A 23,403-nucleotide genomic window follows, 5' to 3' on the forward strand; every position below is an offset into this window, starting at 1 on the left:
CGCCAGCAGCAGCGACCCCGCCATTGCCAGCCTCCGGTTCCGCTTCGCTCCACCTACGCCCGGCAATGGCGGCGGAGGCGACAATGCACTAACTATCTACCCGGACCACCCGGTGGGGGCTGCTCAGCTTGTCGTGGGTCAGCGACATGAGCGATGCTGGCCCCGGTAAGCGGGACCGGCTTTCGGTTGAACTGGATCCGCTTGGCTGTCAGGCTCAGACTATTCGATCAGGGAGAGGCGCGATGGACACGATACGGCGGATTGGCTGGTTCTATTTCATCGGGTTCATGGCGGTCGTCGCGATCGGGTATGTTCCCGCATTCCACGATGCCGACGGCAATCTGTTCGGGCTGTTCAAGCTCGACCTGTACGACGACAGCCTGCACGCATTTTCGGGACTATGGGCCGGGGTCGCAGCCTGGTGGTCCTATGGCGCGACGCGAACCTATTTCCGGCTGTTCGGTCCGCTCTACTTTGCCGACGGGGTGATGGGGCTGTTCCTGGGCAGCGGCTATCTGGACGGCGGCATCTTCCTGTACGGGCCCATCAAACAGTCGCTTTATGCGCATGTCTTCGCCAATCTGCCCCATTTGCTGATCGGCGGGTATGCGATCTGGGTCGGCTATCGGTTGGCTGCGACGCAACGGACGGCGGTCGCGTGAAGCGACGCTGGCGCCTGCTCGCGGGCCTTGGCGCTATAGCAGCCGCGTTGGTGCTGGTGCCGATCGGCGGGATCGAACTGGGCTGTCCCGCGGTGCCGGGGGGCGCCAAGATGCCGCCGGGCCAAGGCATAGTTCCCGTCGCCGCGCGTCGGCCGGAGGCGCGGACGTGGCTGACCTATCCCGAATGGCACATCGTCTATTCGGCCGAGAGCCTGGGGCGCTATCTCGGCAAGGGCGGGCGGCCTAGCGGGTATGACTATGGTGCGGATGTCGCCGGCTTCTGGCGCAGCTATTGCGCGATCAACCGCATCGCCGGAGCACAACCGGGCGCCGCCGACGCCAAGCAGATGATCTACGTCATCGGCATTAGTTTCACTGTCGAGATGGCAGTCAAGGCGGGCTGGGAGTCGACGATCGGCCGGGTCAGCGAATGGCTGGGTGGCTGGCACAGCCCGGAGGATCGCTACGCTGCCCGCGTTCAGCAACGCTATGGCGCATTCATGCACGAGGTACCGTGGTACGGCTTCGACTTCGTCGGCACGCTCGCCGGTCTGTGGCGTACGCATGGCGCCTGGTCGATCGTACGCCGCCCCGAGCGACGCGTCGCGCTGAGCATGGAATATGGCGTGAAGGCCGTATACGCAACGGGGATCGGCGCGCTCGCGGCGATGCAGCCCGACGCTACGACGCTGGTCATGACCGTGGACGCGACGCCGCCGGCCATCGCGGCCGTTGATAGGCGTCTACATCCGCTGGCGACGAAAGACGGCCGAACGCGCGTGAGCGCGCCGCGTTACGGGCAGTTCACCGACTTGCTGGTCAAGCTGGCGGAACACCGCGTCGTGGTGGAGAGCATTGCCGGCAACCGCACCATCTTCATGACGGTGCTCGCGCCGACCCCAGCGGTGCCCAGCGCGGCGCTGCTCGCGATGCCGCTCGGCGATCGCCCGGGCTGGTCGCGCTACGGCGTGTCCTTACCGGTGACGGAACTGACGGGGCGCATCGCCGCTGTCCGCGCATCGGGGGCGACGATCGAGCACGTCTATGATTACTAGGGTCGCGCGCACGGTGGCGTTGGCCCTGCTGGTGCTCGGGCTTTGGACGCTGGTGATGGTCGCGATGCCGTTCGTCGGCCCTGCGGGGCGACAGGTAGCGGTGATAGGCGACGGCGCCGCTGCGGTGCGGGCGATCGCAGCGGCGGGCGGCAGCGTCGTCGAGGTCCGCCGCGGTGCGACGCTGGCGCGCTCTGCCGATCCCCGCTTCGTGGCAGCGCTTTACGCCGCGGGGGCACCGCTCGTGATCGAGGGGCGGGTAGCCGCCGGATGCTTCGCGAACGCGGGGGCGTAGCGCGCGTACCAGGTGTTGCTGAAGAGCCCGTCGGGATCCCAGGCACGCTTGGCGGCGAAGAATGCGCCGATCTCGGGATAGGCGCGTTCGAGCTGCGCGGGCGAATAGTGAAGCTGATACGGCAGGAAGAACCGCCCGCTTTGCTTCGAGGTCAGGTCGATGAGGTCGCTGGTCAGCCGACGCATCCGCGCAGTCCCTTCCGCGGTGGTCGGCTGATTGAGGTAGAGGACGACCGAAAAGGCGGGGGCAGGGGCATAGGACAGCGCGTTGTCCTCGATCCCGACCGCACGGATCGAGGCGTTGACGACATTGGCGTCCTGCGACCGGAAAATGTCGCGCATGCCATCGATGAACGGCACGATCCGGTCACGCGGCACGAAATACTCGTGGAGGATATCCGTCTCGCCGGGGAGGTCGTTGAACAGATAGGCGACCGAATCGTGCATCGGGTCGTTGCGCGCGACCAGGCAGGCTTCGCCCGCCCCCTGCGCCTGCGCACGCGTCACGGTACAGGTCTCGATCCGGTGCTCGATGTTCTTCTCGCTCCACCATTTCAGCGACTTGAACAGGTCGTTCTTCTTGGCGAGGTTGACCGTCAGCCGCCGAACCTTGGTCGACGCGACCTCGCCCAACGGTTGCCGCAGCAGCGTCTGATCCTCGGGGAAGCGCCGATATTCATACACCAGCGCCTCCTGCAGCAGTGTCTTGGGCGCGGTCGAGAGGTGGACGTAGCTGAGGCCGACACTGGGATCCGCGGCGATCCGCGCGAACGTGTCGGGAAAGGCGCGATAGTCGATCAGCTGGCGTTCGGAGCGGTAGATGTCGTTCGGCACGACATCGAGCACCGCGGACAGGATCACGGCGAACAGCCCATAGCCGCCGACGATGTGGCGGAAGAGATCGGCATTCTCGTCGCGCGAGGCGGTGACGATCCGGCCGTCCGCGAGCATCACGCGCAGGCTGCGCAACGATCCCATCACCGCGCCCGCCTGATGATCCATGCCGTGCGCGTTGACCGAGATCGACCCGCCGACCGAGAAGATGTCGGTCGACTGCATCGCCTTCACCGCGAAGCGGGGATGCACCGCAAGCTGGATCGCATGCCAGGTCGCGCCGCTGCCGACGGTCACTGTCCGCGCGTTCTCATCCAGCCGGATCGTCTGCATTCCCCGCATGTCGAGCACCACGCCGCCCGCGCGGAACGCCTGTCCGCCCATCGAATGCTTCACGCCTGCCGCCGATACCGGCAGGTGGTGTGCTCGTGCATAGGCGAGCGCGGTCGCGACATCGGCCTCGCTGCGCGGGCGGACTACGCCCGCCACGGCGGTACGGCTGAGGCAGCTTGCGTCGTTGACGGTGCCGCCGCGTTGCGACCAGCGCGGCTCGGCGACCGTGGCCGACGCAGTCGATGACGCAATCCCGGGCAGGTGGGGTAGAACGTCGGCGCAGTCCTTGGGCCCGGTCGGATCAGCCGCGAGCGGTGCGACATAAAGCGCCCCGGCGCCGGCGGTCAGCGCCAAGGCGGAGACGCCCACGAGAAGATATCGGCGTCGTGACACGGGACCTCGCCTTCTGCGTCATGATCGCGCCCAAGCCGTTGCCAAGGTCGCGTCAGTGACGTTCGTTGCTAACTCGCTGGAGGCCGCCATGCAAACCCAGTTGGCCACGCAGGGTCGCCTCGCGACCAACACACCCTGTTGGCGCAGCTCCAGCGGAGGCACGTACGCGGGCGATGGGCCCTCACAGAACGAAGCGGCCGAGTTCCGGTGCCGGGAAGGTACGATATCGCCTGAAGTCCCAGGAAACTGCATTTGCCAGGCGATCGACTTCAGCGAAGTCTCCCGCATCAGCCTTCGCCGAGTCTTCTTCGAGCAGCGCCAAGCCAGTGCTGTATGATACAGCCCCGTGGGAAAGAGGCACTACCAGGACGTGTCGGTATCTGGAACCATCGCAACCGCTTACATCGACCTCGTAGAGCGTGTACCGGGACTCCACCTCGGACACGATCTTCGGATCATTGACGAGCCGATACGTGAGGTCTGTTCCGTCCCCCTTCAGGTATCGCTTGAAACGTTTCATCGAATGGCATCCTGACACAACGAACCTAGTCCCCTTGGGCAAGGACCTATCGGCGGACCTTACAAAGCCAGTAGCTAGCGGACGATGGCATTTTCTTGAAACCGAGCCTGCAAGGCTACACGGTCGCAGCGGTTATCGAACGCTTCCTTGGCCGGAGATGCGGTTTGCTCAGCTGCCTTCGGGACCTCACCGTGTGGAGGTGCGGTAAGCTATCGGACGCAGCTACCACCGTCGCGGTATTTGGGGGGGGGCGACGGCGGTGCAGTTCGGTGCGGATCGCGGCCGCACAACGGGGGCGACGTGAATTCGCGCATGCTCCCCAGGAGGCACGGGACGGCGCAAGCCGACACGCTCACCAGCGGCCGGTGGATGTTGAACCCGTTGGGTTCGGGGCTTGGGGAGCTTCAAAGTGCTCACGCTATCGGCGGTCCTTTTGTATTTAGATCTCACAGGGCCTCTGTGTGACCGCTCGGCGGATTTGCACGATCAACAAAAGCGCGGACGCGGGCGAGGATGGCGCGCAGTTCGGGGCGGCGGACCTCGGCGATCACGTCATCGACCGTCGCGGTGTCCAGCTTCCTTCGGCGCGCAAGCTTCTCGGCAACAGCGCGGCCGCACCCGCTCGGCTTGCGGAGCATGCGGCGGACGCACTCGAGCACGGTGGGCGGCTGTAGCAGGATGAAGGCGTTCGAGATTCGCTCGCTCTGTTATTCGTCAGGCAGTGCGTCCTCGATCGGCACGCACCGCCGGATCCAGTCTGGGAAACCGCACGCCTTCAGTCGATCGAACGCCTCACCGACGGCGCTTCACGGTGTATCTTGTCCGCGATCCACCGATAGGTCGGATCGAGCCGGTCGTCCTTGGGGCGACGTGATACGGTTCAACCTCGCACCGCAGCTTGCGTAGCCATGCCTCGGCGGTTGGTTTCTTCCATACCGATCGACAAAGAACTGCGCAGAAGAGCAATTACGGCCCCGCCAACCGTACACCCGCCAACCGTACACGCGACCGCAACCCGGAAGCCCTTGTCGGCAGGTTCGTAGACGGCTCCGCTGTCCCGAGGCGGTAGCAACAATGGTAGAATAACCCCGAGGGGAACGAGCGATTCTAGAATGGACAGAAGCGTCCTGCCCACCTGTGACGACGCCACAAAGAACGATCCGAAGGCAATCCGTCGTAATGTCAGCACCATCTCAGGCACGAACCTCTGCTCCATTGTCAGCAGTGACGAAGGCATCCGCAGAGGGGGGGCTTTGACAAGACGAACTCGAAAGAGCGGCCCTGCCTGAAGGCTGCTGAACCCGGTAAGCGATGACGCCCTCACGAAGGCCGGCGTCATACTCGACGATCTGCTGTCCGAAGGCGAGCGGCCACGCGCGCTGTTCGAAGCTGACACGGCCAAGCGCGACCGACGGATGGACGCACGCGACACGGTCAACGGCAAGTTCGGCACGTGGACGGCGGTGACGGCATCGCTGGGGCTTACGCGCGAGTGGAAAATGCGGCCGGAGATGCGGTCGCCAGCGTGGACGACCAACATTGCACAGGTACTTGTAATCCGGGCAAAACGGTTGAAGAAACACCGTATTGGCCGCGCTTTTCAAGGACATGTGATGCTCGAAGTCGGTCATGTCGACCTGCAGTTTCTCCGTCGGCCCAAGCCGCCGTCCGTCAGGATCGAAGTGCCTGACCGCTCTGCGTCCTACGTTGCATTCGACGCGGACGCCTTCGAGGTCGAGGCTGCGGTTGCCCTGCGGGGCGATGGAACTGGCGCGCGCATCGGTTGGACGCAATTGCAGACGCTCGAGGTCGATCGCGCGGTGTACCGCGGCCTGACGCCAGACGCCGGCAAGGTGCATGTTTTCCGCGACCGCTCAAAACTGGGTGGGGTAGGCCCCTGCCGTGACGTTTCGTTTGCAACTGACGTGTTCACCGCGCCTCCGGGTACGCAGAGAGCGTTGGGATACACGCCATTGCGCCCCTTGAACGTTGCCCTGACGGCCGCGCGTTTGCCCGGGACGGTTCGAGTTTCGCATGGCGACAAGCCCGGGCAGTGGTACGACGCCCTGCGCGACAATGACCGCACGAACAAGCCGAACTACCTGTCATGGGCACTCGTCGAGATGCGCTTCTGCGCTGTGCTTATCCTCCAACACAAAGGTGGCCGGCTAGAGCAACTGAAGCATTTCAAGTGGAGCTTGCGGTGGGAAGACCGCTTCGAACCGGTAAGAGCCAATGGCAAAGTCGCTACCGTCCGCAGGGTCGGCGGGGCGACGGGAAATAGGATCGCGTTCGAGCCTTTCAGGGATGGCCCCGTCACCGATGGGCGCCTCGCCTCTCTTATTGCGGCCAGCACGGCGCAAACGTGCAACAAGCGGGGGGAGTTACGATACAATACCCCTGAAGTGCACAATTATGCCAGTTGGTAACCGCTGATGGCGGTCATGACCGATCGCCGTCGGACGGAAGGCAGGTCGAGCACAATCGCCGCCTCATACGGGCTTGTTGCGCGTAGGAAACACTGGTCCACGCACGGACATGCTGACCGCCGGATATGGCCGCTGCAACGCCAGCACGTCGTCATAGCTACCGGTCAGCCAGCGGTCGTGATCGTCCGGCCGCAGGATCGTGATCATCGCCTTCGGATGGATCGGAGCCACCAGTTCGTTCGCGTCGCAAGTGACCATCGCGAAATAGCGCTGATCGCCAACCTGCCGCCAGAAGCCCGCGACCGCGAATACGGGCTGGTCGGTCACCCCGAACCACATCTCTCCCTTGATCGGCGTCTTGCCATCGCCGAGGTCGGTGGGCTCGCGGGCCCATTCGCAAAACTCCGTTAGTGGGATCAGGCAGCGGTTGGCCGGATCAGTGACGAGCGACCGCCATTGCGGCAGATGAAGCGTGCGCACGTTGGTCTGCGCGACCTTGCGTCCCGCCTGCTTCGCCTGCCCCGCCAGGACGTCCCATTCCATCACGTCGAGCCCGCGGCGGCCGCCTTCGTTCCGCACGACGTACGCCCGGCCGAACGGCCGTAGTTCCTTCGGGTCGAACCGGTTGTCCATCGGCTTATCGGCAAGCCATGCCGCACCGAACCGTTCGGTGATGGTTTCAGGCTCGCCGTCGAACCGGGCACGATTACACATCGATCAGATCCCGAGGCCGCGACGCTTGATCTCGCCAAGCAACGCTTCGGCTACCGGGTGGCCCACTTCGCCACCCGACTGTTCGTAGGCGCTGGTCAGATCCGCGTCCGATGCATCGTTCAACAGGCCTCTGACTTCGGCGCTGAACTCGTCGACTTCCCCGGCCGCGGCATCCGCAGCGTCGTCGCTGGTGATGGCGGGCTCGTCGCCGGGTGCCGGCGCATGCGCCATCATGGCATCCTGCTTGAACAGGTCGAAGGCGTCCGCAGCTTCGTTGCGTTCCTCCAGGGCGATCTCGAGGCGGGTGAACAGGTCGAGCGACGGTGCGGTGTTTTCCATCGCGCGAGCCTAAGCCCGGTTCGTCGTGTCGCGCAATACGGCGCTGAGGCACGTAGATGGGGCGCAGGTCGTTCCGCGCGACGCTTGTCGTCTAATCGGTGAGTCGATCGCTGGTGGGGGGCTGCCGGGAACTAAATGGCGCAGCAGCTATTGGTGAGTTCTGATCAAACAGGGGTAAAAAAATGAAGAAGGCATTCGTTATCGCGGTGGCAGCAGGGCTCGTCTCTCTGTCGGCATGCAATTCCAGCCCACGCGAACAGGCCGCCGACAAAATCGAGTCCAACACGGAAGCCGTCGCAGACAATTTGGAAGACGCCGCGGATAACGTCAGCAACGACGCCGCCGAGGCACGCCTTGAGAACAAGGCGGATGCAGTTCGCGCAACGGGTCAGAATCAGGCTGAAGATATGCGGACGAACGATCCCGACACCAACCTGTCGAACGGTATCTGATTTCACGACACAGAACGAGCCGCTCCCAAGCACAGCTCGAACTGGAGGGGCACCTGAGGACACTCGGGTGCCCTTTTCGTTTAAAGGATTGCCGCAGGAAAGCGTGCCGACGCTGATCGACGCGGAGTTCGCGAACGCGCCGAGGACGAATTGTGCGTGCTCGCCGATCAAAGGACCGGCGCTATCTTTGACACGGGTGGACCAGCCATCGACGCATCGCGGGCTAACCCCCGATGCGCCGAGTCTCGTACAGGTTAGAAACGCACGCCCATTGCGTACACGACCTGCTGTCGCGTCGGCTTCAAGCTTGCGCTAATGACGTCGGTTTCTGCCGACAGCCGGCCGTATTTCGTGTAGACGTATTCCAGACGCCCATAGACGCCGCCGCTCAGTGCGGCTTCGACCCCGGCACCGACGTGAAAGCCGTCAAGATTGCGACCAACATTCTCGTCGGCCAGAATAAGTTCGTAGTCGCGGTAGTCGACAGATACGCGACCATTCGAATAGCCGCCCTTGCCGTAGACCAAGAATGATTCCCCGACGACTGCGCCGACCCGAGCACCAGCCGTAATGTTGCGGCCCGCTCTCACGCAGAGCCGGTCCAGACCGTAGAGTTCACTGCAGGCTTTCGTGGTGGAGCCCTCGACGCCCGCATAGCCGCCGATGACCAGCTTGTTGTCGGGGCTGTAGTCGTAGCCCACCTCGCCACCGTAGGTGAAACCGCTCTTGTCCGCCGACCGGCTGACGCGATTGCGGTTGTCGGACAGTGTCGCACGGATGTCGGGGTTGTCCCATCCCGCACGCAATTCGATACGCGGGCCGTTGAACGTCTGGACGATGTCCTGAGCAAATGCAGACGTGGAAACGAGAGCGGCCAAAGCGGCGGCTCCAAGGGCAACGATCTTCATTAGTACCTCCCGTAGCCAGCTCGATCACTGGCTGCTGCCTTAAAGCCGAATTAGGTTAACTAACTCATCGGTTGGCCTTCGCCGGCGAGCAAGATCACCGTCAAAAAGCATTTCGATGTTACCCCGTCGATGGGGATGATGGGCTTTCCATGGAAAGAGACCGCGCCGTTGGTCCGTATGGCCGCCGCCGGTCAAGTGGGACGATCGGTCGAGCGATATACTGTTCGAAGGGTCGGATCAGGTTGAATCGCTGAGTTGCAGACAAACGCCGAGGCTACGCTTTCGGTGCTGCGGTTCGATCGCGATCGGCGAATATGAAAACTGGGAAATCTGCAATTTCTGTGGTCGGGATGACGATCCTGTCCGAGCGGCTGATCCTGATTTTAAAGGCGGCGCAAACCGTGAAAGCCTCGACGAGTCCCAATCGCGGATAGGGCTTGCTTGCTGGCCGGCTGGCTGGCGTTGCGAAGTGGACAAGCTTACCGCCGTCAACGCGAGCACCGTTACCGGCATAATTATAGAGGGTACGTTCGCGCGATCAGCGATGATGTGATGGCCCGCCGGGGCTGTTACTTCGGCGATCGGATGGTTGATCAATGCGCCAAGCGAATGATCCGGTATCGTCGTCTGTCGAGTGGCTCCCGGCGACGAACGTTGACCCTAAGTCCGCGGTTGTCTGACCAACATCAGTCGCGCAACATTGGTCGCGCACACCGACCTATTCGATCGCGAGGAACGCTGTAACCGTCAAGCGCCCGTTAGCCGGATTGGCGGAGAAAACCGCGCTGGGCGAGATCGCGCCGCTGTGCAGAACATAACTTCGATACAGCAATGCGCGATTATACATCGCGTCGATCAAGGCCGTACGTTCGAACAGGGGCGTATCCCCGGCGATATATCCGCCGGGTGCAGTAGCGTCGACCTGGTTGCCGAGCCGCGCGAAGAATGCAGCGGCTCGCGTTTCGTCGATCGTCTCGAACCCGGTTTCGCGATGCCGGAAGAACGCGGTACCGTCGCGGATCGTTGGTGAGAGATAATGCACCAGCGCGATCCGGTCGCGGCCATAGGCGTCAACGTGCGGCAGGCGTTGCCGGATGTCGAGCGCGTCGGGCGATACAGTGACGATCGCGAATTGGGCGTCGATCACGCGGATGCGGCGACATGGCCCGAAATCACGCCCCAGCGCGCGCGCGATTCGAGGAAGCTGATGGCGAAGGTACGTGTCCGGGAGCGGTGCGCGAATGCCCGGATAATGCTGTCCCGCAGCCTTGAACACGGCTTCCGCTGCCGCCTTGCGCAACGCGTCCGGGTCTGCGGCGAATCCATCGATCATGATCAGCGGCTCCGCTTCGTAGCCGATATGCCGCCTGACGATCCTCGGAATACTCATATATGTTCGTCGCCCTTGATCGCCGATGCCAATACCGGACACCGGACTTCTCGGATCAGCGAGACGACATCGACGATCCGGCAAACTCCAGCAATCCCGCAGAATAAACCGAAACCACTTTTCGTCGCCGCTTCATTCGGAACCTGACCCTTAGGACGAAGCCACTGTGCCGCACGCGAGCGCATCCCATGCAGACGAGTGCCTAGGCATGGCGACTATCCCGAACTTACAGATGCCAACGGCGCGTCGCCTCCAAGGTGATCGGCGCCTCGCAGTGCTGGCCGGAGGTCGGGATGCAGAGAAAATCTGCAGGTCTGCTCGACCTATATCGCCAAAATAGCTGTACTTTTATACAGAGAAAGGGCCTCGCCGGTGGTTTCCCAACCGGTGAAGACCGTGGTGCCCGGAAGAGGACTCGAACCTCCACGACCTTGCGATCGCCAGCACCTGAAGCTGGTGCGTCTACCAATTCCGCCATCCGGGCACGGGGTAGGAGGGCGCCTCTAGGGGAGGGTCGCGATGCTTGTCAACACGCCTCTTGCTGGGGCAAGGGGTTATTCGTGATTGGCAGGCAAAACAAAGTGGACGGACGCGCGATGAACGACAAACTGGTGACGCTGATCGGGGGTGGCGGTTTCGTCGGCCGCTATGTCGCACAGGCGCTGCTGGCGACGGGCGCGCGCGTCCGCATCGCGCAGCGCGATCCGCGGCAGGCGTTCTTCCTGAAGCCGCTCGGCGGGCTGGGCCAGACGCAGTTCGTCGGTGCCGACGTCACCAAGCCCGAGACAATCGCGCATGCGATCCACGGCTCCGACGTGGTGGTGAACCTGGTTGGCGTGCTGGCCGGCGATTTCCAGCGTGTCCAGGCTCTTGGCGCGCAGACGGTGGCACAGGCTGCGGCGAAGGCCGGCGTGGGCGCGCTCGTGCACGTCTCGGCGATCGGCGCGGATCCGGAGTCCGCGTCGGCGTACGGCAAGTCCAAGGGGCAGGGCGAGGCGGCCGTGCTGGAGGCGTTCCCCAACGCGACGATCCTGCGGCCGTCGATCGTGTTCGGCCAGGAAGACCAGTTCGTGAACCGCTTTGCCGGGATGATCGCCAAGGCGCCGGTGGTTCCTGTGCTGCGCGCGGGCGCGAAGTTCCAGCCGGTGTTCGTCGGCAACGTGGCGGACGCCGTGGTGGCGGCGGCGTCCGATCCCGAGGCGTTCGGCGGCCAGACCTTCGAGCTCGGCGGGCCTGACATCATCACGATGGGCAACCTTATCCGCTGGATCGCCAAGACGATCGGCCGCAACCCTTCGATCGTCGAGCTGCCGGACTTTGCCGGGGCGCTGATCGCCAAGGGCGGTTTCCTGCCGGGCGCGCCGATCACCGAGGACCAGTGGACGATGCTGCAGACCGACAATATCGTCACCGGCACCGATGGCCTCGCCGCGTTCGGGATCGAGGCGACGCCGTTGTCGACGGTCGCGCCGGGCTGGCTGGTGCGCTTTCGCAAGGCCGGACGGTTCGGCCGTCGCGCCGAGACGCATGCGGAAGTCCATGTCGCCTGATCCTGTGCGTGCTACCTACCCTTTGAGACTGCCCTGACCTTCCGCGCCGGAGCTCCCGCTTGACCGAACTTCTCACCGTCATCCTCCTCGGCATCGTCGAGGGGATCACCGAATTCCTGCCCGTCTCCTCGACCGGGCATCTGATCCTCGCGACGCGGTTGCTCGGCTATGATGCGGGGCGTTGGGAGGTTTTCAACGTCGTGATTCAGCTCGGCGCGATCCTAGCGATCGTCGTACTGTACTGGCGGACGTTCTGGGCGGTCGGCATGGGGCTCATCAAGCGTGAGCCAAAATCCTGGCTGTTCCTGCGCAACTTGGTGGTCGCGTTCATCCCGGCGGCGGTGATCGGTCTCGCGCTGCACAAGCATATCGAGGCGTTGCTCGGGAATGCGGAGGTCGTCGCGATCGCGCTGATCGTCGGCGGCTTCGCGATCCTCGCGGTCGAGCGGTTCGCGCCGCGCAGCGATATCAGTGGCGTCGCGGATATTCCGTTGAAGACGGTGATCGGCATCGGCTTCCTACAGTGCCTTGCGATGATCCCCGGCGTCAGCCGGTCGGGTGCGACGATCCTCGGTGCGCTGGCACTGGGCGTCGAGCGGCGGACCGCGGCCGAGTTCAGCTTCTTTCTCGCAATCCCGACGATGCTGGGGGCAAGCGCGCTCGAACTGCTGAAGAACCGCGATGCGATCGCCAGCGGCGGCGGTGTCGGGCTTAGCGCGATCGCGATCGGCGCTGCGGTGTCGTTCGTCGTTGCGCTGCTGGTCGTGAAGTGGTTCGTCGGGATCGTCACCAAGCACGGGTTCGTGCCTTTTGCCTGGTACCGGGTAGCTGCCGGCTCGGCCGCGCTGGTCTGGTTGCTCAGCAAGTAGGCCCAATTCGGTATCAATAAGCCTTGTTGAGGATTGTTCCTAGACAACTTAGCTAATTTGACGAGTTAATGAGACAGCTTTGCTGACATGCTGGTCGATTTCACCGTGACAAGCTTCCGATGGCGCAATAACGCGGCTGTCGGAGGCATGTATGGCGAACGATTCGATGCTAAAGTTTGTCGGGCGGGAGCAATCCTATCCGGCAAAGCGCACCGCGGATGAGCGGCAGGAGGATTTCCGCGAGATCGCGCAGCGATACGCGGTCCAGCCCGCCGAAGAGCAGGCCGGGCGCTGCTCGCAGTGCGGCGTGCCCTATTGCTCGGTCCATTGCCCGCTGCACAACCATATCCCCGATTGGCTCCGGCTGACCGCGGAAGGTCGGCTGCGCGAGGCGTACGAGCTCAGCAACGCGACCTCGACCATGCCCGAGATTTGCGGTCGGATCTGCCCGCAGGACCGGCTGTGCGAAGGCAATTGCGTCATCGAGTTCACCGGGCACGGCGCGGTCACGATCGGCTCGGTCGAGAAGTTCATCACCGACACCGCCTGGGAGAATGGCTGGGTCGAACCGCTGGTCCCCGGCAAGTCGCGCGGCCAGTCGGTCGGCGTGATCGGTGCGGGACCCGCAGGTCTAACCGCGGCGGAATATCTGCGCGGGCACGGCTATGACGTGCACGTCTATGACCGCTACGACCGCGCGGGCGGGTTGCTCACTTACGGCATCCCCGGCTTCAAGCTCGAAAAGCCGATCGTCATGCGCCGTGTAGAGCGCCTCAAGGCCGCCGGCATCGTCTTCCACGAAGGCTTCGCGGTCGGCGACGATACGAGCCTCGATGATCTGCGCCAGCGCCACGATGCGATCCTGATCGCGACTGGCGTCTATAAGGCACGCGCGATGGATCTTCCCGGCGGCGGATCGAACGGCGTGGTCGCCGCACTCGACTTCCTCGTCGCCTCGAACCGCAAGGGCTTCGGCGACGCCGTCCCCGCGTTCGACGACGGCAGCCTCAATGCGGAGGGCAAGGACGTCGTCGTGATCGGCGGCGGCGACACCGCGATGGACTGCGTCCGCACCGCGATCCGCCAGGGCGCCAAGTCGGTGAAGTGCCTCTACCGCCGCGACCGCGCCAACATGCCTGGCTCGCAGCGCGAAGTCGCCAACGCCGAGGAGGAGGGCGTCGAGTTCGTCTGGCTGTCGGGCCCGCAAAGTTTCGACGGCGGCGATACCGTGTCGAGCGTCAAGGTGCGGAAGATGCGTCTCGGCGCACCCGATGCGAGCGGCCGCCGCGCGCCCGAACCCGATCCCGCTGGCGACTATTCGGTGAACGCCGATCTCGTCATCAAGGCGCTCGGCTTCGATGCCGAGGATCTGCCGACGCTGTTCGCAACGCCGGAACTGGGCGTGAGCCGCTGGGGCACCGTACTGGTCGACGGCAAGACGCTGATGACCTCGCTCGACGGCGTGTTCGCGGCGGGCGACATCGTCCGCGGTGCAAGCCTCGTCGTCTGGGCGATCCGCGACGGCCGCGACGTCGCCGCAACGATGCACAAATGGCTGAAGACCAAGGCAGCTAACGCGAAGGTCGCGGCATGAGGCTGAAACCCGAAGAGGTTGCGGCGATCAAGGAGGCCGCTGCGGAGACGTTCGGCGAAACTGCGGTCGTGCGCCTGTTCGGCAGCCGGGTCCACGATAGCGAGCGCGGCGGCGATATCGATCTCCATATTGAGGTCGATGACGTTGCAGACGAAGGGCGTGCCCGCGGGAAATTCGAGGACAGGCTATTTCAACGGATCGACCCGCAAAAGGTCGACGTGGTGCTTACGATCCGTGGCGGTACGCCGCGTGGGTTCGAGCGCATCGCCTATCGCGATGGGATCGTGCTGTGACGGAACCCGAGGAGGACATCCTCGAAATCATCTGCGACCGGGTGCGGTCGCTTACCATCGCTCTCGACGAGGATATGCGGTTGCTCGGTACCGTGCCGACCGATCTGACGGCGTTCGAGGCGATGACGGAACACGGCCGCGTCGGGTCGCGCGCGCTGCTGAAAACGGTCGAGCAGTTGGAAGACCAGTTGATGCGGCTGTTCCGTACCATCCTCCAGGCACGCGCCGTGGATACGAAGGACCTGTACGCCCGCGACGTTGCCAACCGGATGGAGTCGCTGCGGATCATCGATAGCGCCGACGGCTGGATGGAAGTCGTCAAGCTGCGCAATCGTCTGGTCCACGACTATCCGCTGACCAGCGAGGCGCGGTTCGCCAAGCTGGTCGAGGCGGTCCGGGCCACTGATATTCTCCGCGCCGCCACCCAGCGCGCGCTCACCTACGTCGACAAGAAGGAATGGTTGGCATGACCAACGAAACCGAACGCGCCCGTCTCGCCGAGCACGGTATGTACCGCCCCGAATTCGAGGGCGATGCGTGCGGTGTCGGCCTCGTCGCCGCCACCGACGGTCGCGCGTCGCGCCGCGTCGTGCAGTCGGCGGTCGATGCGCTGAAGGCCGTGTGGCACCGCGGCGCAGTCGACGCCGACGGCAAGACCGGTGACGGCGCAGGTCTGCATATCGACCTGCCGTTGCGCTTTTTCGACGATGCGGTCGCCGCGTCGGGGCACAAGGTGCGCCCGAACCGTCTCGCCGTCGGCATGATCTTCCTGCCGCGCACCGATCTCGGCGCGCAGGAGGATTGCCGGACGATCGTCGAGAGCGCGATCATCGAGGCGGGGTACACCATCTATGGCTGGCGGCAGGTGCCGGTCGACGTGTCGGTGATCGGCCAGAAGGCGCAGACCACGCGTCCCGAGATCGAGCAGATCATGATCGCCGGGCCGCTGCCCGAGGAGCAGGACGCCGCCGAGTTCGAGAAGACACTGTACCTCGTCCGCCGCCGGATCGAGAAGCGCGTCATCGCGGCGCAGATCCAGGGCTTCTACATCTGCTCGCTGTCGTGCCGATCGATCATCTACAAGGGGCTGTTCCTCGCCGAATCGCTGTCGGTCTTCTACCCTGATCTGTGCGACCAGCGGTTCGAGAGCCGCGTCGCGATCTTCCATCAGCGCTATTCGACCAACACCTTCCCGCAATGGTGGCTGGCGCAACCGTTCCGCTGCCTCGCGCATAACGGCGAGATCAACACGATCCGCGGCAACAAGAACTGGATGTTGTCACACGAGATCCGCATGGCAAGCCTCGCGTTCGGCGACAATTCGGAGGACATCAAGCCAGTGATTCCCGCCGGCGCGTCCGACACCGCCGCATTGGACGCCGTGTTCGAGGCGATCTGCCGCTCGGGCCGCGATGCGCCGACCGCCAAGCTGATGCTGGTCCCCGAGGCCGCCAGCCCGGACATGCCTCCTGAGCATACCGCGATGTACCAGTATCTCGCGTCGGTGATGGAGCCGTGGGACGGCCCCGCCGCGCTGGCGATGACCGATGGCCGCTGGGCAGTTGCGGGCATGGATCGCAACGCGCTGCGTCCGCTCCGCTATACGCTGACCTCGGACGGCCTGCTGATCGTCGGCTCCGAGAGCGGCATGGTCGTCGTTCCCGAATCGACGATCGTCGCCAAGGGCCGCCTCGGGCCCGGCGAGATGATCGCGGTCGACCTCGATGAAGGGCGCCTGCTCCAGGATCGCGAAGTGAAGGATCGCATTTCCGGCGAGGCGGACTACGCCGCGATGATCGGCGAATTCCACACGCTCGCCGACCTGCCCTCGGTCGAGGACGCCGTGGTGCGCTACGACCGCGCGGAGCTCGCACGTCGCCAGGTTGCGGCGGGGCAGACGATGGAGGACATGGAGCTGATCCTGTCGCCGATGGTCGAATCCGCCAAGGAAGCGATCGGATCGATGGGCGACGACACGCCGCTCGCCGTCATCTCGGACAAGCCGCGCCTCATCAGCCAGTTCTTCCGCCAGAACTTCTCGCAGGTGACCAACCCACCGATCGATCCATTGCGTGAGCGCCACGTGATGTCCCTGAAAACGCGGTTCGGCAATCTCGCCAACATCCTCGACGTGCGCGACCAGCGCGAGCGCGTGCTGGTGCTCGATTCGCCGGTGCTGACGGGCGAACATTGGTCGCGGCTGAAGGCGCATTTCGGTAACGCGGTCGCCGAGATCGACTGCACCTTCGACGTCGGCGGTGGCCCCGAAAAGCTCCGCGCGGCGATCCAGCGGATCCGCAACGAAGCGGAACAGGCCGTCCGCCAGGGCAAGAGTGAAATCTTCCTCACCGACGAGGCGATCAGCGAAGACCGCGTCGGCATCGCCGGCGTGCTCGCCGTCGCCGCGGTGCACACGCATCTCGTCCGCCGCGGCCTGCGCTCCTATGCGTCGATCAACGTCCGCTCGGCCGAATGCCTCGACACGCATTATTATGCCGTGCTGATCGGCGTCGGAGCGACGACCGTGAACGCGTATCTCGCCGAGGCCGCGATCGTCGATCGCCAGTCGCGCGGGTTGTTCGGCGATCTCGACCTCGCCGAATGCCTCCGTCGCCACCGCGTCGCGGTTGAGGAGGGGCTGCTCAAGATCATGTCGAAGATGGGCATCGCGGTCATCTCGTCGTACCGCGGCGGCTATAATTTCGAGGCGGTCGGCCTCTCGCGCAGCCTGGTCAACGACCTGTTCCCCGGCATGCCCGCCAAGATCAGCGGCGAGGGCTACGCCTCGCTCCACGTCAACGCGACCGATCGCCACGAAGCCGCGTTCGACCCGGCGGTGGCGACGCTGCCGATCGGTGGCTTCTATCGCCAGCGCCATACCGGCGAGACGCACGCCTATTCCGCGCAGCTGATGCACCTGCTCCAGACCGCGGTCGCGACCGACAGTTATACGAGCTACCTGCAATTCTCGCGCGGCGTGTCCGATCTGCCGCCGGTTTATCTGCGCGACCTGCTCCAGTTCAACTTTCCCGCGGAGGGCGTTCCGGTCGACCAGGTCGAGGCGATCACCGAGATCCGCAAGCGCTTCGTCACCCCCGGCATGTCGCTCGGCGCGCTGTCGCCGGAAGCGCATGAGACGCTCGCGATCGCGATGAACCGGATCGGCGCGAAGGCCGTCTCGGGCGAGGGCGGCGAGGACAAGTCGCGCTTCGTGCCGTACGCGAACGGCGACAACGCCAACTCGTCGATCAAGCAGGTCGCGTCCGGCCGGTTCGGCGTGACGGCGGAATATCTCAACGCGTGCGAGGAGATCGAGGTCAAGGTCGCGCAGGGCGCCAAGCCCGGCGAGGGCGGCCAGCTGCCCGGCTTCAAGGTCACCGAGTTCATCGCCAAGCTGCGCCATGCGACGCCCGGCGTGACGCTGATCTCGCCGCCGCCGCATCACGACATCTACTCGATCGAGGATCTTGCGCAGCTCATCTACGACCTGAAGCAGATCAATCCGCGCGCCCGCGTGTGCGTGAAGCTCGTCAGCTCGGCGGGCATCGGTACGGTCGCGGCGGGCGTGGCGAAGGCGCATGCCGACGTGATTCTGATCGCCGGCCATGTCGGCGGTACCGGCGCGTCGCCCCAGACCTCGATCAAATATGCCGGCACGCCGTGGGAGATGGGCCTGTCGGAGGTCAACCAGGTGCTGACGCTCAACGGCCTGCGCGGTCGCGTGCGGTTGCGCACCGATGGCGGGCTGAAGACCGGTCGCGACATCGTCATCGCCGCGATCCTGGGCGCGGAAGAGTTCGGAATCGGCACGCTGTCGCTGGTGGCGATGGGCTGCATCATGGTGCGACAATGCCATTCGAACACCTGCCCGGTCGGCATCTGCACGCAGAACGACGCGCTTCGCCAGAAGTTCGTCGGCACGCCCGAGAAGGTGATCAACCTGATGACCTTCATCGCCGAGGAAGTCCGCGACATCCTCGCGCGGCTCGGCGTGAAGAGCCTCGACGACGTGATCGGCCGCACCGAGCTACTGCGGCAGGTGAGCCGCGGGGCGGAGCATCTCGACGATCTCGATCTCAATCCGATCCTGGCCAAGGTCGACGCCGACGATTCGCAGCGCCGGTTCTCGCTCTCGACCTTCCGCAACGAGGTCCCGGACAGCCTCGACGCGCAGATCATCAAGGACGCGTCCGCAGTGTTTTCGCGCGGCGAGAAGATGCAGCTGACCTATTCGGTGCGCAACACGCATCGCGCGGTCGGCACGCGGCTGTCGTCGGAAATCACCCGGAAGTTCGGGATGTCGACGCTGGCGGACAACCACGTGACGATCCGTCTGCGTGGGTCGGCGGGCCAGTCGCTCGGTGCGTTCCTGTGCAAGGGCATTACTTTGGAGGTGTTCGGGGATTCGAACGATTACGTCGGCAAGGGCCTCTCGGGCGGCACGATCATCGTCCGGCCGGCGGTGAGTTCGCCTTTGGCGTCGCAGGACAACACGATCATCGGCAACACCGTGCTCTATGGCGCGACCTCGGGCCGGCTGTTCGCGGCAGGGCAGGCGGGCGAACGCTTCGCGGTCCGCAACTCGGGTGCGATCGTGGTCGTCGAAGGCTGCGGTGCGAACGGGTGCGAGTACATGACCAACGGCATCGCCGTGGTGCTGGGCGCGGTCGGCGCGAACTTCGGTGCGGGGATGACCGGCGGGATGGCGTTCGTCTACGATCCCGACGGTGTGTTCGCGAAGCGGGCCAACCCCGAGAATATCACCTGGGACCGCGTGAAGTCGCTCCACTGGGCTGACGTGCTGCTCGACCTGGTCCGTGATCATGCGGACCATACCGACAGCAAATGGTCGAAGGGGTTGCTGGAAGATTGGGACCGCGTGGCGCCGCATTTCTGGCAGATCGTCCCGAAGGAAATGCTGACCCGCTTGTCGCACCCATTGGACGACAGCGCGGAACTGGTCGCGGCGGAATAAGCCCAAGCCCTCACACCACCCCGGCGCCCGCCCGGGGTGGTGCAAGTTAGAGGGTTTCACGCGGAGACGCGGAGACGCGGAGCTAAAGTCCCTCTGCATCTCTCTTATTGCGATCGATGGTGAAGGAGCTTCGCTCGCAGCGAACGCAACACCTCCGCGTCTCCGCGTCTCCGCGTGAACCAAATCTTCTTGCTCCGCGCCAACCCGCGCTAGTGACACAGCCGCCCCCTACCGCCTAAACGGATGGCATGTGGCAGCTTTATCAATTCCCCCTGTGTCCCTTCTCGCGAAAGGTGCGCCTGCTGCTGGGCGAGAAGGGGGTCGGCTACGAACTGGTCCGCGAATCGCCCTGGGATCGCCGCGACGAGTTCATGGACATGAACCCCGCCGGCCAGACCCCGGTGATGGTCGACGCGTCGCGCGGCGTCGCCCCGCTGATCGATTCGATGGCGATCTGCGAATTCTTCGAGGAAACCGTCGAGAAGGCGGCGATGATCAACGGCACCGCGACCAACCGCGCCGAGATCCGCCGGCTGGTCACGTGGTTCGACACGCATTTCTACCGCGACGTCACCGGACCGCTGCTCCACGAACGCATGGTCAAGCGCCTCGCCCACCGCACCGCGCCCGACGCGAAGGGCCTGCGCGAGGCGATGAAAGCCGCGGTCGGGCATCTCGACTATATGGATTACTTGCTCGATCACCGGAACTGGCTCGGCGGCGCGACCATGAGCCTCGCCGATCTGGCAGCGGCCGCGCAGATCTCTGTGACCGATTACCTTGGCGGGATCGACTGGAAGGGCCACGACCAGACCGCGCGATGGTATCGCGGCTTCAAGAGTCGCCCGAGCTTCCGCCCGCTGCTGTCCGAACGGATGGAGCTGATCTCACCCCCGGCGCACTACGACAATGTCGATTTCTGAGGTGATCGCGTATCCGGACTTCGAGAAGGTCGACATCCGCGTCGGCACGATCGTCGAGGCGGAACCCTTCCCCGAAGCGCGCAAGCCCGCAATCAAGCTGCGGATCGATTTTGGTGCGGAGATCGGCGTGAAGCGCTCGTCCGCGCAGATCACCGAGCATTATACGCCTGAGACGTTGGTCGGGCGTCAGGTCGCGGCGGTCGTCAACTTCCCGCCGCGCCAGATCGGCCCGATCATGTCCGAAGTCCTGACGCTCGGCTTTCCCGATGCGGATGGGAAGGTCGTGCTGATTTCGCCGACCGGACCAGTCCCGAACGGCGGGCGGCTGTTCTAGAGTTTAATCCTCCCCCGCCAGGGGGAGGTGGCTGGCCCTTGCCAGACGGAGGGGGAGGACAGGGCAACGTTCGTTGCGTGTTCCTCCCCCTCCGTCACCTTCGGTGCCGCCTTCCCCTTGCGGGGGAGGATCCGCAGAACGCCAGCGCTTACTGGCGCAGGTCGTTCTGCGTGATCGGCACGATCTTCACCTCGACGCGACGGTTCGCCGCCCGCCCGGCATCGGTATCGTTCGAAGCGATCGGCTGCGTTTCGCCGTAGCCGCGCGTGCCGATACGCGCAGTCTGCACGCCGTGACCCGCCAGATAATCCGCGACCGACCGCGCGCGGCGCTCCGACAGCGTCTGGTTGTACGCGTCGCTACCGGTCGAATCGGTATGCCCGTACACGTCGATATACGTCTGGTTGTACTGCGACAGCGTATCCGCGACCTGGTCCAGCGTCCGCTGGAACTGCGGCTGCACGTTGGCGCTGTCATACGCGAAAGTGATGCCCGACGGGATGTTGAGCACCAGGTCGTCGCCCTGGCGGATCACCTGCACGTCGGTGCCGGCAGTGCGCGCGCGCAGGTCGCGCTCCTGCTTGTCCATGTATGCGCCGATGCCCGCACCCGCGAGACCACCGATGCCCGCGCCGAGCAGCTTCTCGGTCCGGTCATGTCGTCCACCGACCACGTCGCCGAGCAGATAGCCGCCCAGCGCGCCGCCGATACCGCCCAGCGCGGTCTTCGAGATCGTCTGGCGACCCGTCTCGGGATCGGTCGTGCAGCCGCTGGTGGCGATCAGTGCAGCAATCGCAGCACCTGCGAACATCTTGGTTTTCATAGATAATCTCCCTGGGACGTGATGGATGACGGCATTTCGCCCGATACCGCCGATAACCCGGTGTCACGACGATTGTTCCGCCTGCGCACTGAACCGAGCCTGACCATCTTCGCGTTCCGATGTCGAGTATGCACAAGCCAGTACGTATGGACGGTTGTGCGACGGACCGTTGTCCTGCAAAGAGCGCCTGAGCCAATGGCACCGCTTCCCCCCTTCCCCTGGATCGACGTCGCGATCATCCTCGCGCTCGTCGCATTGAACGGCGTGTTCGCGATGAGCGAGCTCGCGATCGTTTCCGCACGCAAAGCGCGGCTCGAGGCGATGGCGCGCTCGGGCAAGAAGGGCGCACGCGCCGCGCTCGTGCTGGCCGCCGACCCCGGCAAGTTCCTCTCGACCGTCCAGATCGGCATCACGCTGATCGGCATCCTCGCGGGTGCCTATTCGGGCTCGAGCCTCGGCATGCCGACCGCCGCGCGGTTGCAGGCCTGGGGCCTGTCCGCCTCGACCGCGGAGACCGCCGGCTTCGCGATCGTCATCGGCCTGACGACCTACGCGTCGCTGATCATCGGCGAGCTCGTGCCGAAACAGTTCGCGTTGCGCGCGCCCGAAGCGATCGCCTCGTTCATGGCGCCCGTCATGCGCTGGCTCGCGATCGGCACCGCGCCGATCGTGTGGGTGCTCGATTCGACCAGCGCACTGATCTTCCGCGCGCTCCGCCTCAATCGCGAATCGGAAGAGCACGTCACCGCCGAAGAACTCCACATGATCGTCGCCGAGGCGTCGAAGTCGGGGATCATCGAGGAGCATGAGCGCTCGATCATCTCGGGCGTCGTCCGCCTCGCCGACCGTCCGGTGCGCGAAGTGATGACGCCGCGCACCGAGATCGACTGGCTCGACTGCGACTGGGGTCCCGACGAGATCCGCGAGACGCTGCTCGCCTCACAGCACACCCGCCTGCCAGTCGGCGAAGGCTCGATCGACGCGGTCAAGGGCGTCGTCCAGGCGCGCGACATCGCCGCCGCGCTGTTCCGCGGCGAGCCGATCGACCTGCGCGCGTTGATGCGCAAGGCGCCCGTCGTGATCGACCAGATCGACGCGATGGATGCGTTGCTGGCGTTGCGCGAGGCCGAAGTGCCGATGGCACTGATCCACGACGAATACGGCCATTTCGAAGGCATCGTCACGCCGGCCGATCTGCTCGCGGCGATCGCCGGCGAGTTCAAGTCGGACTCGGATCCGGACGATGCGCCTTCGGTCGTGGTGCGCGACGACGGCTCGCTGCTCGTGGCGGGCACGATGGCGGCGGATTCGCTCGCCGATCGCCTTGGCATCGACCTGCCCGAGGACCGCGACTACGCCACCGTCGCCGGGCTCGCGCTGTCGGTGTTCCGCCACCTGCCGGGCGAGGGCGAGAGCTTCGTCGAGCAGGGCTGGAAATTCGAGATCGTCGATCTGGATGGGCGGCGGATCGACAAGTTGCTGGTGAGCGAAGTCTGAGGACTGGCGCGGCGCGGGTAAGGTCGAACACGGCGTCTCCGTATTGTGCCACCCCGTGGAGGCCGGGGCCCAGTTGGCGAGGTCGCGGTAACGGAGCGCTGCCTTGAGTCATCAACGTCCCCCAACTGGGCCCCGGCCTCCGCCGGGGTGGTGATTTGGGTGGGTTGAGTGCGGTATTCGCTCCTCACGCAGGGTTTCTTCCTCTCACGCGGAGGACGCGCTGCC

At 64.7% G+C, this 23,403-nt stretch carries 23 protein-coding genes, 1 tRNA gene and 1 pseudogene; 17 read left to right on the forward strand and 8 right to left on the reverse strand.

From position 1 onward, the window contains the following. From O6Y00_RS14835 to O6Y00_RS14850, 4 genes and pseudogenes are all read left to right on the forward strand, one after another. Positions 1-92: pseudogene (locus tag O6Y00_RS14835) on the forward strand (integrase catalytic subunit); the annotation flags it as partial. 150 nt (positions 93-242) lie between these two features. Beyond that, complete coding sequence (locus tag O6Y00_RS14840; RefSeq protein WP_353443355.1) at positions 243-662, forward strand: DUF4383 domain-containing protein; 420 nt, start codon at positions 243-245, stop codon at positions 660-662. After that, on the forward strand, positions 659-1,717 hold the full coding sequence (locus O6Y00_RS14845) for a hypothetical protein (RefSeq protein ID WP_353443356.1): 1,059 nt from the start codon (positions 659-661) through the stop codon (positions 1,715-1,717). The genes O6Y00_RS14840 and O6Y00_RS14845 overlap by 4 nt, the downstream gene beginning before the upstream one ends. Positions 1,718-1,730: 13 nt before the next feature. Then, the gene (locus tag O6Y00_RS14850) at positions 1,731-2,009 is read left to right on the forward strand and encodes a hypothetical protein (protein WP_353443357.1); all 279 of its coding nucleotides are present in this window, start codon (positions 1,731-1,733) and stop codon (positions 2,007-2,009) included. Here O6Y00_RS14850 and O6Y00_RS14855 read toward each other — a convergent pair. Together O6Y00_RS14855 and O6Y00_RS14860 are read right to left on the reverse strand one after the other, a co-directional pair. Then, positions 1,937-3,568 (reverse strand): FAD-binding oxidoreductase, encoded by a 1,632-nt coding sequence (locus tag O6Y00_RS14855; protein WP_353443358.1) that lies wholly within the window; start codon positions 3,566-3,568, stop codon positions 1,937-1,939. The genes O6Y00_RS14850 and O6Y00_RS14855 overlap by 73 nt on opposite strands. A gap of 181 nt (positions 3,569-3,749) precedes the next feature. Then, positions 3,750-4,088 carry a hypothetical protein gene (locus O6Y00_RS14860; RefSeq protein ID WP_353443359.1) on the reverse strand — a complete coding sequence of 113 codons (339 nt, stop codon included), beginning with the start codon at positions 4,086-4,088 and terminating at the stop codon, positions 3,750-3,752. A gap of 461 nt (positions 4,089-4,549) precedes the next feature. Here O6Y00_RS14860 and O6Y00_RS14865 point away from each other — a divergent pair, with 461 nt between their 5' ends. Then, positions 4,550-4,762: a hypothetical protein gene (locus tag O6Y00_RS14865; RefSeq protein ID WP_353443360.1), complete on the forward strand. Its 213-nt coding sequence runs from the start codon at positions 4,550-4,552 to the stop codon at positions 4,760-4,762. 741 nt (positions 4,763-5,503) lie between these two features. Next, positions 5,504-6,517, forward strand: coding sequence for a DUF4113 domain-containing protein (locus tag O6Y00_RS14870; RefSeq protein WP_353443361.1), 1,014 nt, complete (start codon positions 5,504-5,506; stop codon positions 6,515-6,517). A gap of 63 nt (positions 6,518-6,580) precedes the next feature. On the opposite strand, the gene O6Y00_RS14875 is transcribed toward O6Y00_RS14870, so the two are convergent. Then, on the reverse strand, positions 6,581-7,231 hold the full coding sequence (locus O6Y00_RS14875; protein WP_353443362.1) for an SOS response-associated peptidase: 651 nt from the start codon (positions 7,229-7,231) through the stop codon (positions 6,581-6,583). 3 nt (positions 7,232-7,234) lie between these two features. After that, positions 7,235-7,570 carry a hypothetical protein gene (locus tag O6Y00_RS14880; protein WP_353443363.1) on the reverse strand — a complete coding sequence of 112 codons (336 nt, stop codon included), beginning with the start codon at positions 7,568-7,570 and terminating at the stop codon, positions 7,235-7,237. Positions 7,571-7,752: 182 nt separating this feature from the next. Between O6Y00_RS14880 and O6Y00_RS14885 the strand changes: the two genes are divergently transcribed. Next, positions 7,753-8,022: a hypothetical protein gene (locus O6Y00_RS14885; RefSeq protein ID WP_353443364.1), complete on the forward strand. Its 270-nt coding sequence runs from the start codon at positions 7,753-7,755 to the stop codon at positions 8,020-8,022. Between the two features lie 254 nt (positions 8,023-8,276). Here the strand turns inward: O6Y00_RS14885 and O6Y00_RS14890 are convergent, their stop codons facing one another. Then, positions 8,277-8,930, reverse strand: a complete 654-nt coding sequence (locus O6Y00_RS14890) for an outer membrane protein (RefSeq protein WP_353443365.1) — start codon at positions 8,928-8,930, stop codon at positions 8,277-8,279. A gap of 298 nt (positions 8,931-9,228) precedes the next feature. Here O6Y00_RS14890 and O6Y00_RS14895 point away from each other — a divergent pair, with 298 nt between their 5' ends. Beyond that, positions 9,229-9,483, forward strand: coding sequence for a CPCC family cysteine-rich protein (locus O6Y00_RS14895; RefSeq protein ID WP_353443657.1), 255 nt, complete (start codon positions 9,229-9,231; stop codon positions 9,481-9,483). Positions 9,484-9,648: 165 nt separating this feature from the next. Here O6Y00_RS14895 and O6Y00_RS14900 read toward each other — a convergent pair whose 3' ends face one another. Together O6Y00_RS14900 and O6Y00_RS14905 are read right to left on the reverse strand one after the other, a co-directional pair. Continuing rightward, positions 9,649-10,320 carry a DUF6445 family protein gene (locus tag O6Y00_RS14900; RefSeq protein ID WP_353443366.1) on the reverse strand — a complete coding sequence of 224 codons (672 nt, stop codon included), beginning with the start codon at positions 10,318-10,320 and terminating at the stop codon, positions 9,649-9,651. A gap of 397 nt (positions 10,321-10,717) precedes the next feature. Next, a tRNA-Leu gene (locus O6Y00_RS14905) sits at positions 10,718-10,804 on the reverse strand. Between the two features lie 112 nt (positions 10,805-10,916). Between O6Y00_RS14905 and O6Y00_RS14910 the strand changes: the two genes are divergently transcribed. From O6Y00_RS14910 to O6Y00_RS14945, 8 genes are all read left to right on the forward strand, one after another. Beyond that, positions 10,917-11,870: a complex I NDUFA9 subunit family protein gene (locus tag O6Y00_RS14910; RefSeq protein ID WP_353443368.1), complete on the forward strand. Its 954-nt coding sequence runs from the start codon at positions 10,917-10,919 to the stop codon at positions 11,868-11,870. A gap of 59 nt (positions 11,871-11,929) precedes the next feature. Beyond that, a complete protein-coding gene (locus O6Y00_RS14915; RefSeq protein ID WP_353443369.1) occupies positions 11,930-12,739 on the forward strand; it encodes an undecaprenyl-diphosphate phosphatase in 810 nt (269 codons plus the stop codon). Positions 12,740-12,890: 151 nt separating this feature from the next. Beyond that, positions 12,891-14,333: an NAD(P)-dependent oxidoreductase gene (locus O6Y00_RS14920; protein WP_353443370.1), complete on the forward strand. Its 1,443-nt coding sequence runs from the start codon at positions 12,891-12,893 to the stop codon at positions 14,331-14,333. Continuing rightward, entirely contained in the window at positions 14,330-14,626 is a 297-nt protein-coding gene (locus O6Y00_RS14925; protein ID WP_353443371.1) for a nucleotidyltransferase domain-containing protein, read from the forward strand. The genes O6Y00_RS14920 and O6Y00_RS14925 overlap by 4 nt, the downstream gene beginning before the upstream one ends. Then, positions 14,623-15,096 (forward strand): HepT-like ribonuclease domain-containing protein, encoded by a 474-nt coding sequence (locus tag O6Y00_RS14930; protein ID WP_353443372.1) that lies wholly within the window; start codon positions 14,623-14,625, stop codon positions 15,094-15,096. The genes O6Y00_RS14925 and O6Y00_RS14930 overlap by 4 nt, the downstream gene beginning before the upstream one ends. Continuing rightward, positions 15,093-19,601: a glutamate synthase large subunit gene (gene gltB / locus O6Y00_RS14935; protein WP_353443373.1), complete on the forward strand. Its 4,509-nt coding sequence runs from the start codon at positions 15,093-15,095 to the stop codon at positions 19,599-19,601. The genes O6Y00_RS14930 and gltB overlap by 4 nt, the downstream gene beginning before the upstream one ends. A 248-nt stretch (positions 19,602-19,849) precedes the next feature. Then, the gene (locus O6Y00_RS14940; RefSeq protein WP_056054264.1) at positions 19,850-20,524 is read left to right on the forward strand and encodes a glutathione S-transferase family protein; all 675 of its coding nucleotides are present in this window, start codon (positions 19,850-19,852) and stop codon (positions 20,522-20,524) included. Next, the gene (locus O6Y00_RS14945; protein WP_353443374.1) at positions 20,511-20,858 is read left to right on the forward strand and encodes a tRNA-binding protein; all 348 of its coding nucleotides are present in this window, start codon (positions 20,511-20,513) and stop codon (positions 20,856-20,858) included. The genes O6Y00_RS14940 and O6Y00_RS14945 overlap by 14 nt, the downstream gene beginning before the upstream one ends. A gap of 148 nt (positions 20,859-21,006) precedes the next feature. Here O6Y00_RS14945 and O6Y00_RS14950 read toward each other — a convergent pair whose 3' ends face one another. Then, positions 21,007-21,681: an OmpA family protein gene (locus O6Y00_RS14950; RefSeq protein ID WP_120300741.1), complete on the reverse strand. Its 675-nt coding sequence runs from the start codon at positions 21,679-21,681 to the stop codon at positions 21,007-21,009. A 195-nt stretch (positions 21,682-21,876) separates the two neighbouring features. Here O6Y00_RS14950 and O6Y00_RS14955 point away from each other — a divergent pair, with 195 nt between their 5' ends. Continuing rightward, positions 21,877-23,178 (forward strand): hemolysin family protein, encoded by a 1,302-nt coding sequence (locus O6Y00_RS14955; protein WP_056488005.1) that lies wholly within the window; start codon positions 21,877-21,879, stop codon positions 23,176-23,178. Positions 23,179-23,403 lie beyond the last annotated feature (225 nt).

This window comes from Sphingomonas faeni, from assembly GCF_040407565.1.
Lineage (GTDB): Bacteria > Pseudomonadota > Alphaproteobacteria > Sphingomonadales > Sphingomonadaceae > Sphingomonas > Sphingomonas faeni_F.

What these genes read in the sequence shown, in the direction of transcription:
- gltB (WP_353443373.1), top strand. Translation starts at nt 15,093, where the DNA reads ATGACCAACGAAACCGAACGCGCCCGTCTCGCCGAGCACGGTATGTAC.
- O6Y00_RS14940 (WP_056054264.1), top strand. Translation starts at nt 19,850, where the DNA reads ATGTGGCAGCTTTATCAATTCCCCCTGTGTCCCTTCTCGCGAAAGGTG.
- O6Y00_RS14920 (WP_353443370.1), top strand. Translation starts at nt 12,891, where the DNA reads ATGGCGAACGATTCGATGCTAAAGTTTGTCGGGCGGGAGCAATCCTAT.
- O6Y00_RS14885 (WP_353443364.1), top strand. Translation starts at nt 7,753, where the DNA reads ATGAAGAAGGCATTCGTTATCGCGGTGGCAGCAGGGCTCGTCTCTCTG.
- O6Y00_RS14860 (WP_353443359.1), bottom strand. Translation starts at nt 4,088, where the DNA reads ATGAAACGTTTCAAGCGATACCTGAAGGGGGACGGAACAGACCTCACG.
- O6Y00_RS14900 (WP_353443366.1), bottom strand. Translation starts at nt 10,320, where the DNA reads ATGAGTATTCCGAGGATCGTCAGGCGGCATATCGGCTACGAAGCGGAG.
- O6Y00_RS14910 (WP_353443368.1), top strand. Translation starts at nt 10,917, where the DNA reads ATGAACGACAAACTGGTGACGCTGATCGGGGGTGGCGGTTTCGTCGGC.
- O6Y00_RS14955 (WP_056488005.1), top strand. Translation starts at nt 21,877, where the DNA reads ATGGCACCGCTTCCCCCCTTCCCCTGGATCGACGTCGCGATCATCCTC.
- O6Y00_RS14840 (WP_353443355.1), top strand. Translation starts at nt 243, where the DNA reads ATGGACACGATACGGCGGATTGGCTGGTTCTATTTCATCGGGTTCATG.
- O6Y00_RS14880 (WP_353443363.1), bottom strand. Translation starts at nt 7,570, where the DNA reads ATGGAAAACACCGCACCGTCGCTCGACCTGTTCACCCGCCTCGAGATC.
- O6Y00_RS14875 (WP_353443362.1), bottom strand. Translation starts at nt 7,231, where the DNA reads ATGTGTAATCGTGCCCGGTTCGACGGCGAGCCTGAAACCATCACCGAA.
- O6Y00_RS14890 (WP_353443365.1), bottom strand. Translation starts at nt 8,930, where the DNA reads ATGAAGATCGTTGCCCTTGGAGCCGCCGCTTTGGCCGCTCTCGTTTCC.
- O6Y00_RS14950 (WP_120300741.1), bottom strand. Translation starts at nt 21,681, where the DNA reads ATGAAAACCAAGATGTTCGCAGGTGCTGCGATTGCTGCACTGATCGCC.
- O6Y00_RS14925 (WP_353443371.1), top strand. Translation starts at nt 14,330, where the DNA reads ATGAGGCTGAAACCCGAAGAGGTTGCGGCGATCAAGGAGGCCGCTGCG.
- O6Y00_RS14945 (WP_353443374.1), top strand. Translation starts at nt 20,511, where the DNA reads ATGTCGATTTCTGAGGTGATCGCGTATCCGGACTTCGAGAAGGTCGAC.
- O6Y00_RS14870 (WP_353443361.1), top strand. Translation starts at nt 5,504, where the DNA reads ATGGACGCACGCGACACGGTCAACGGCAAGTTCGGCACGTGGACGGCG.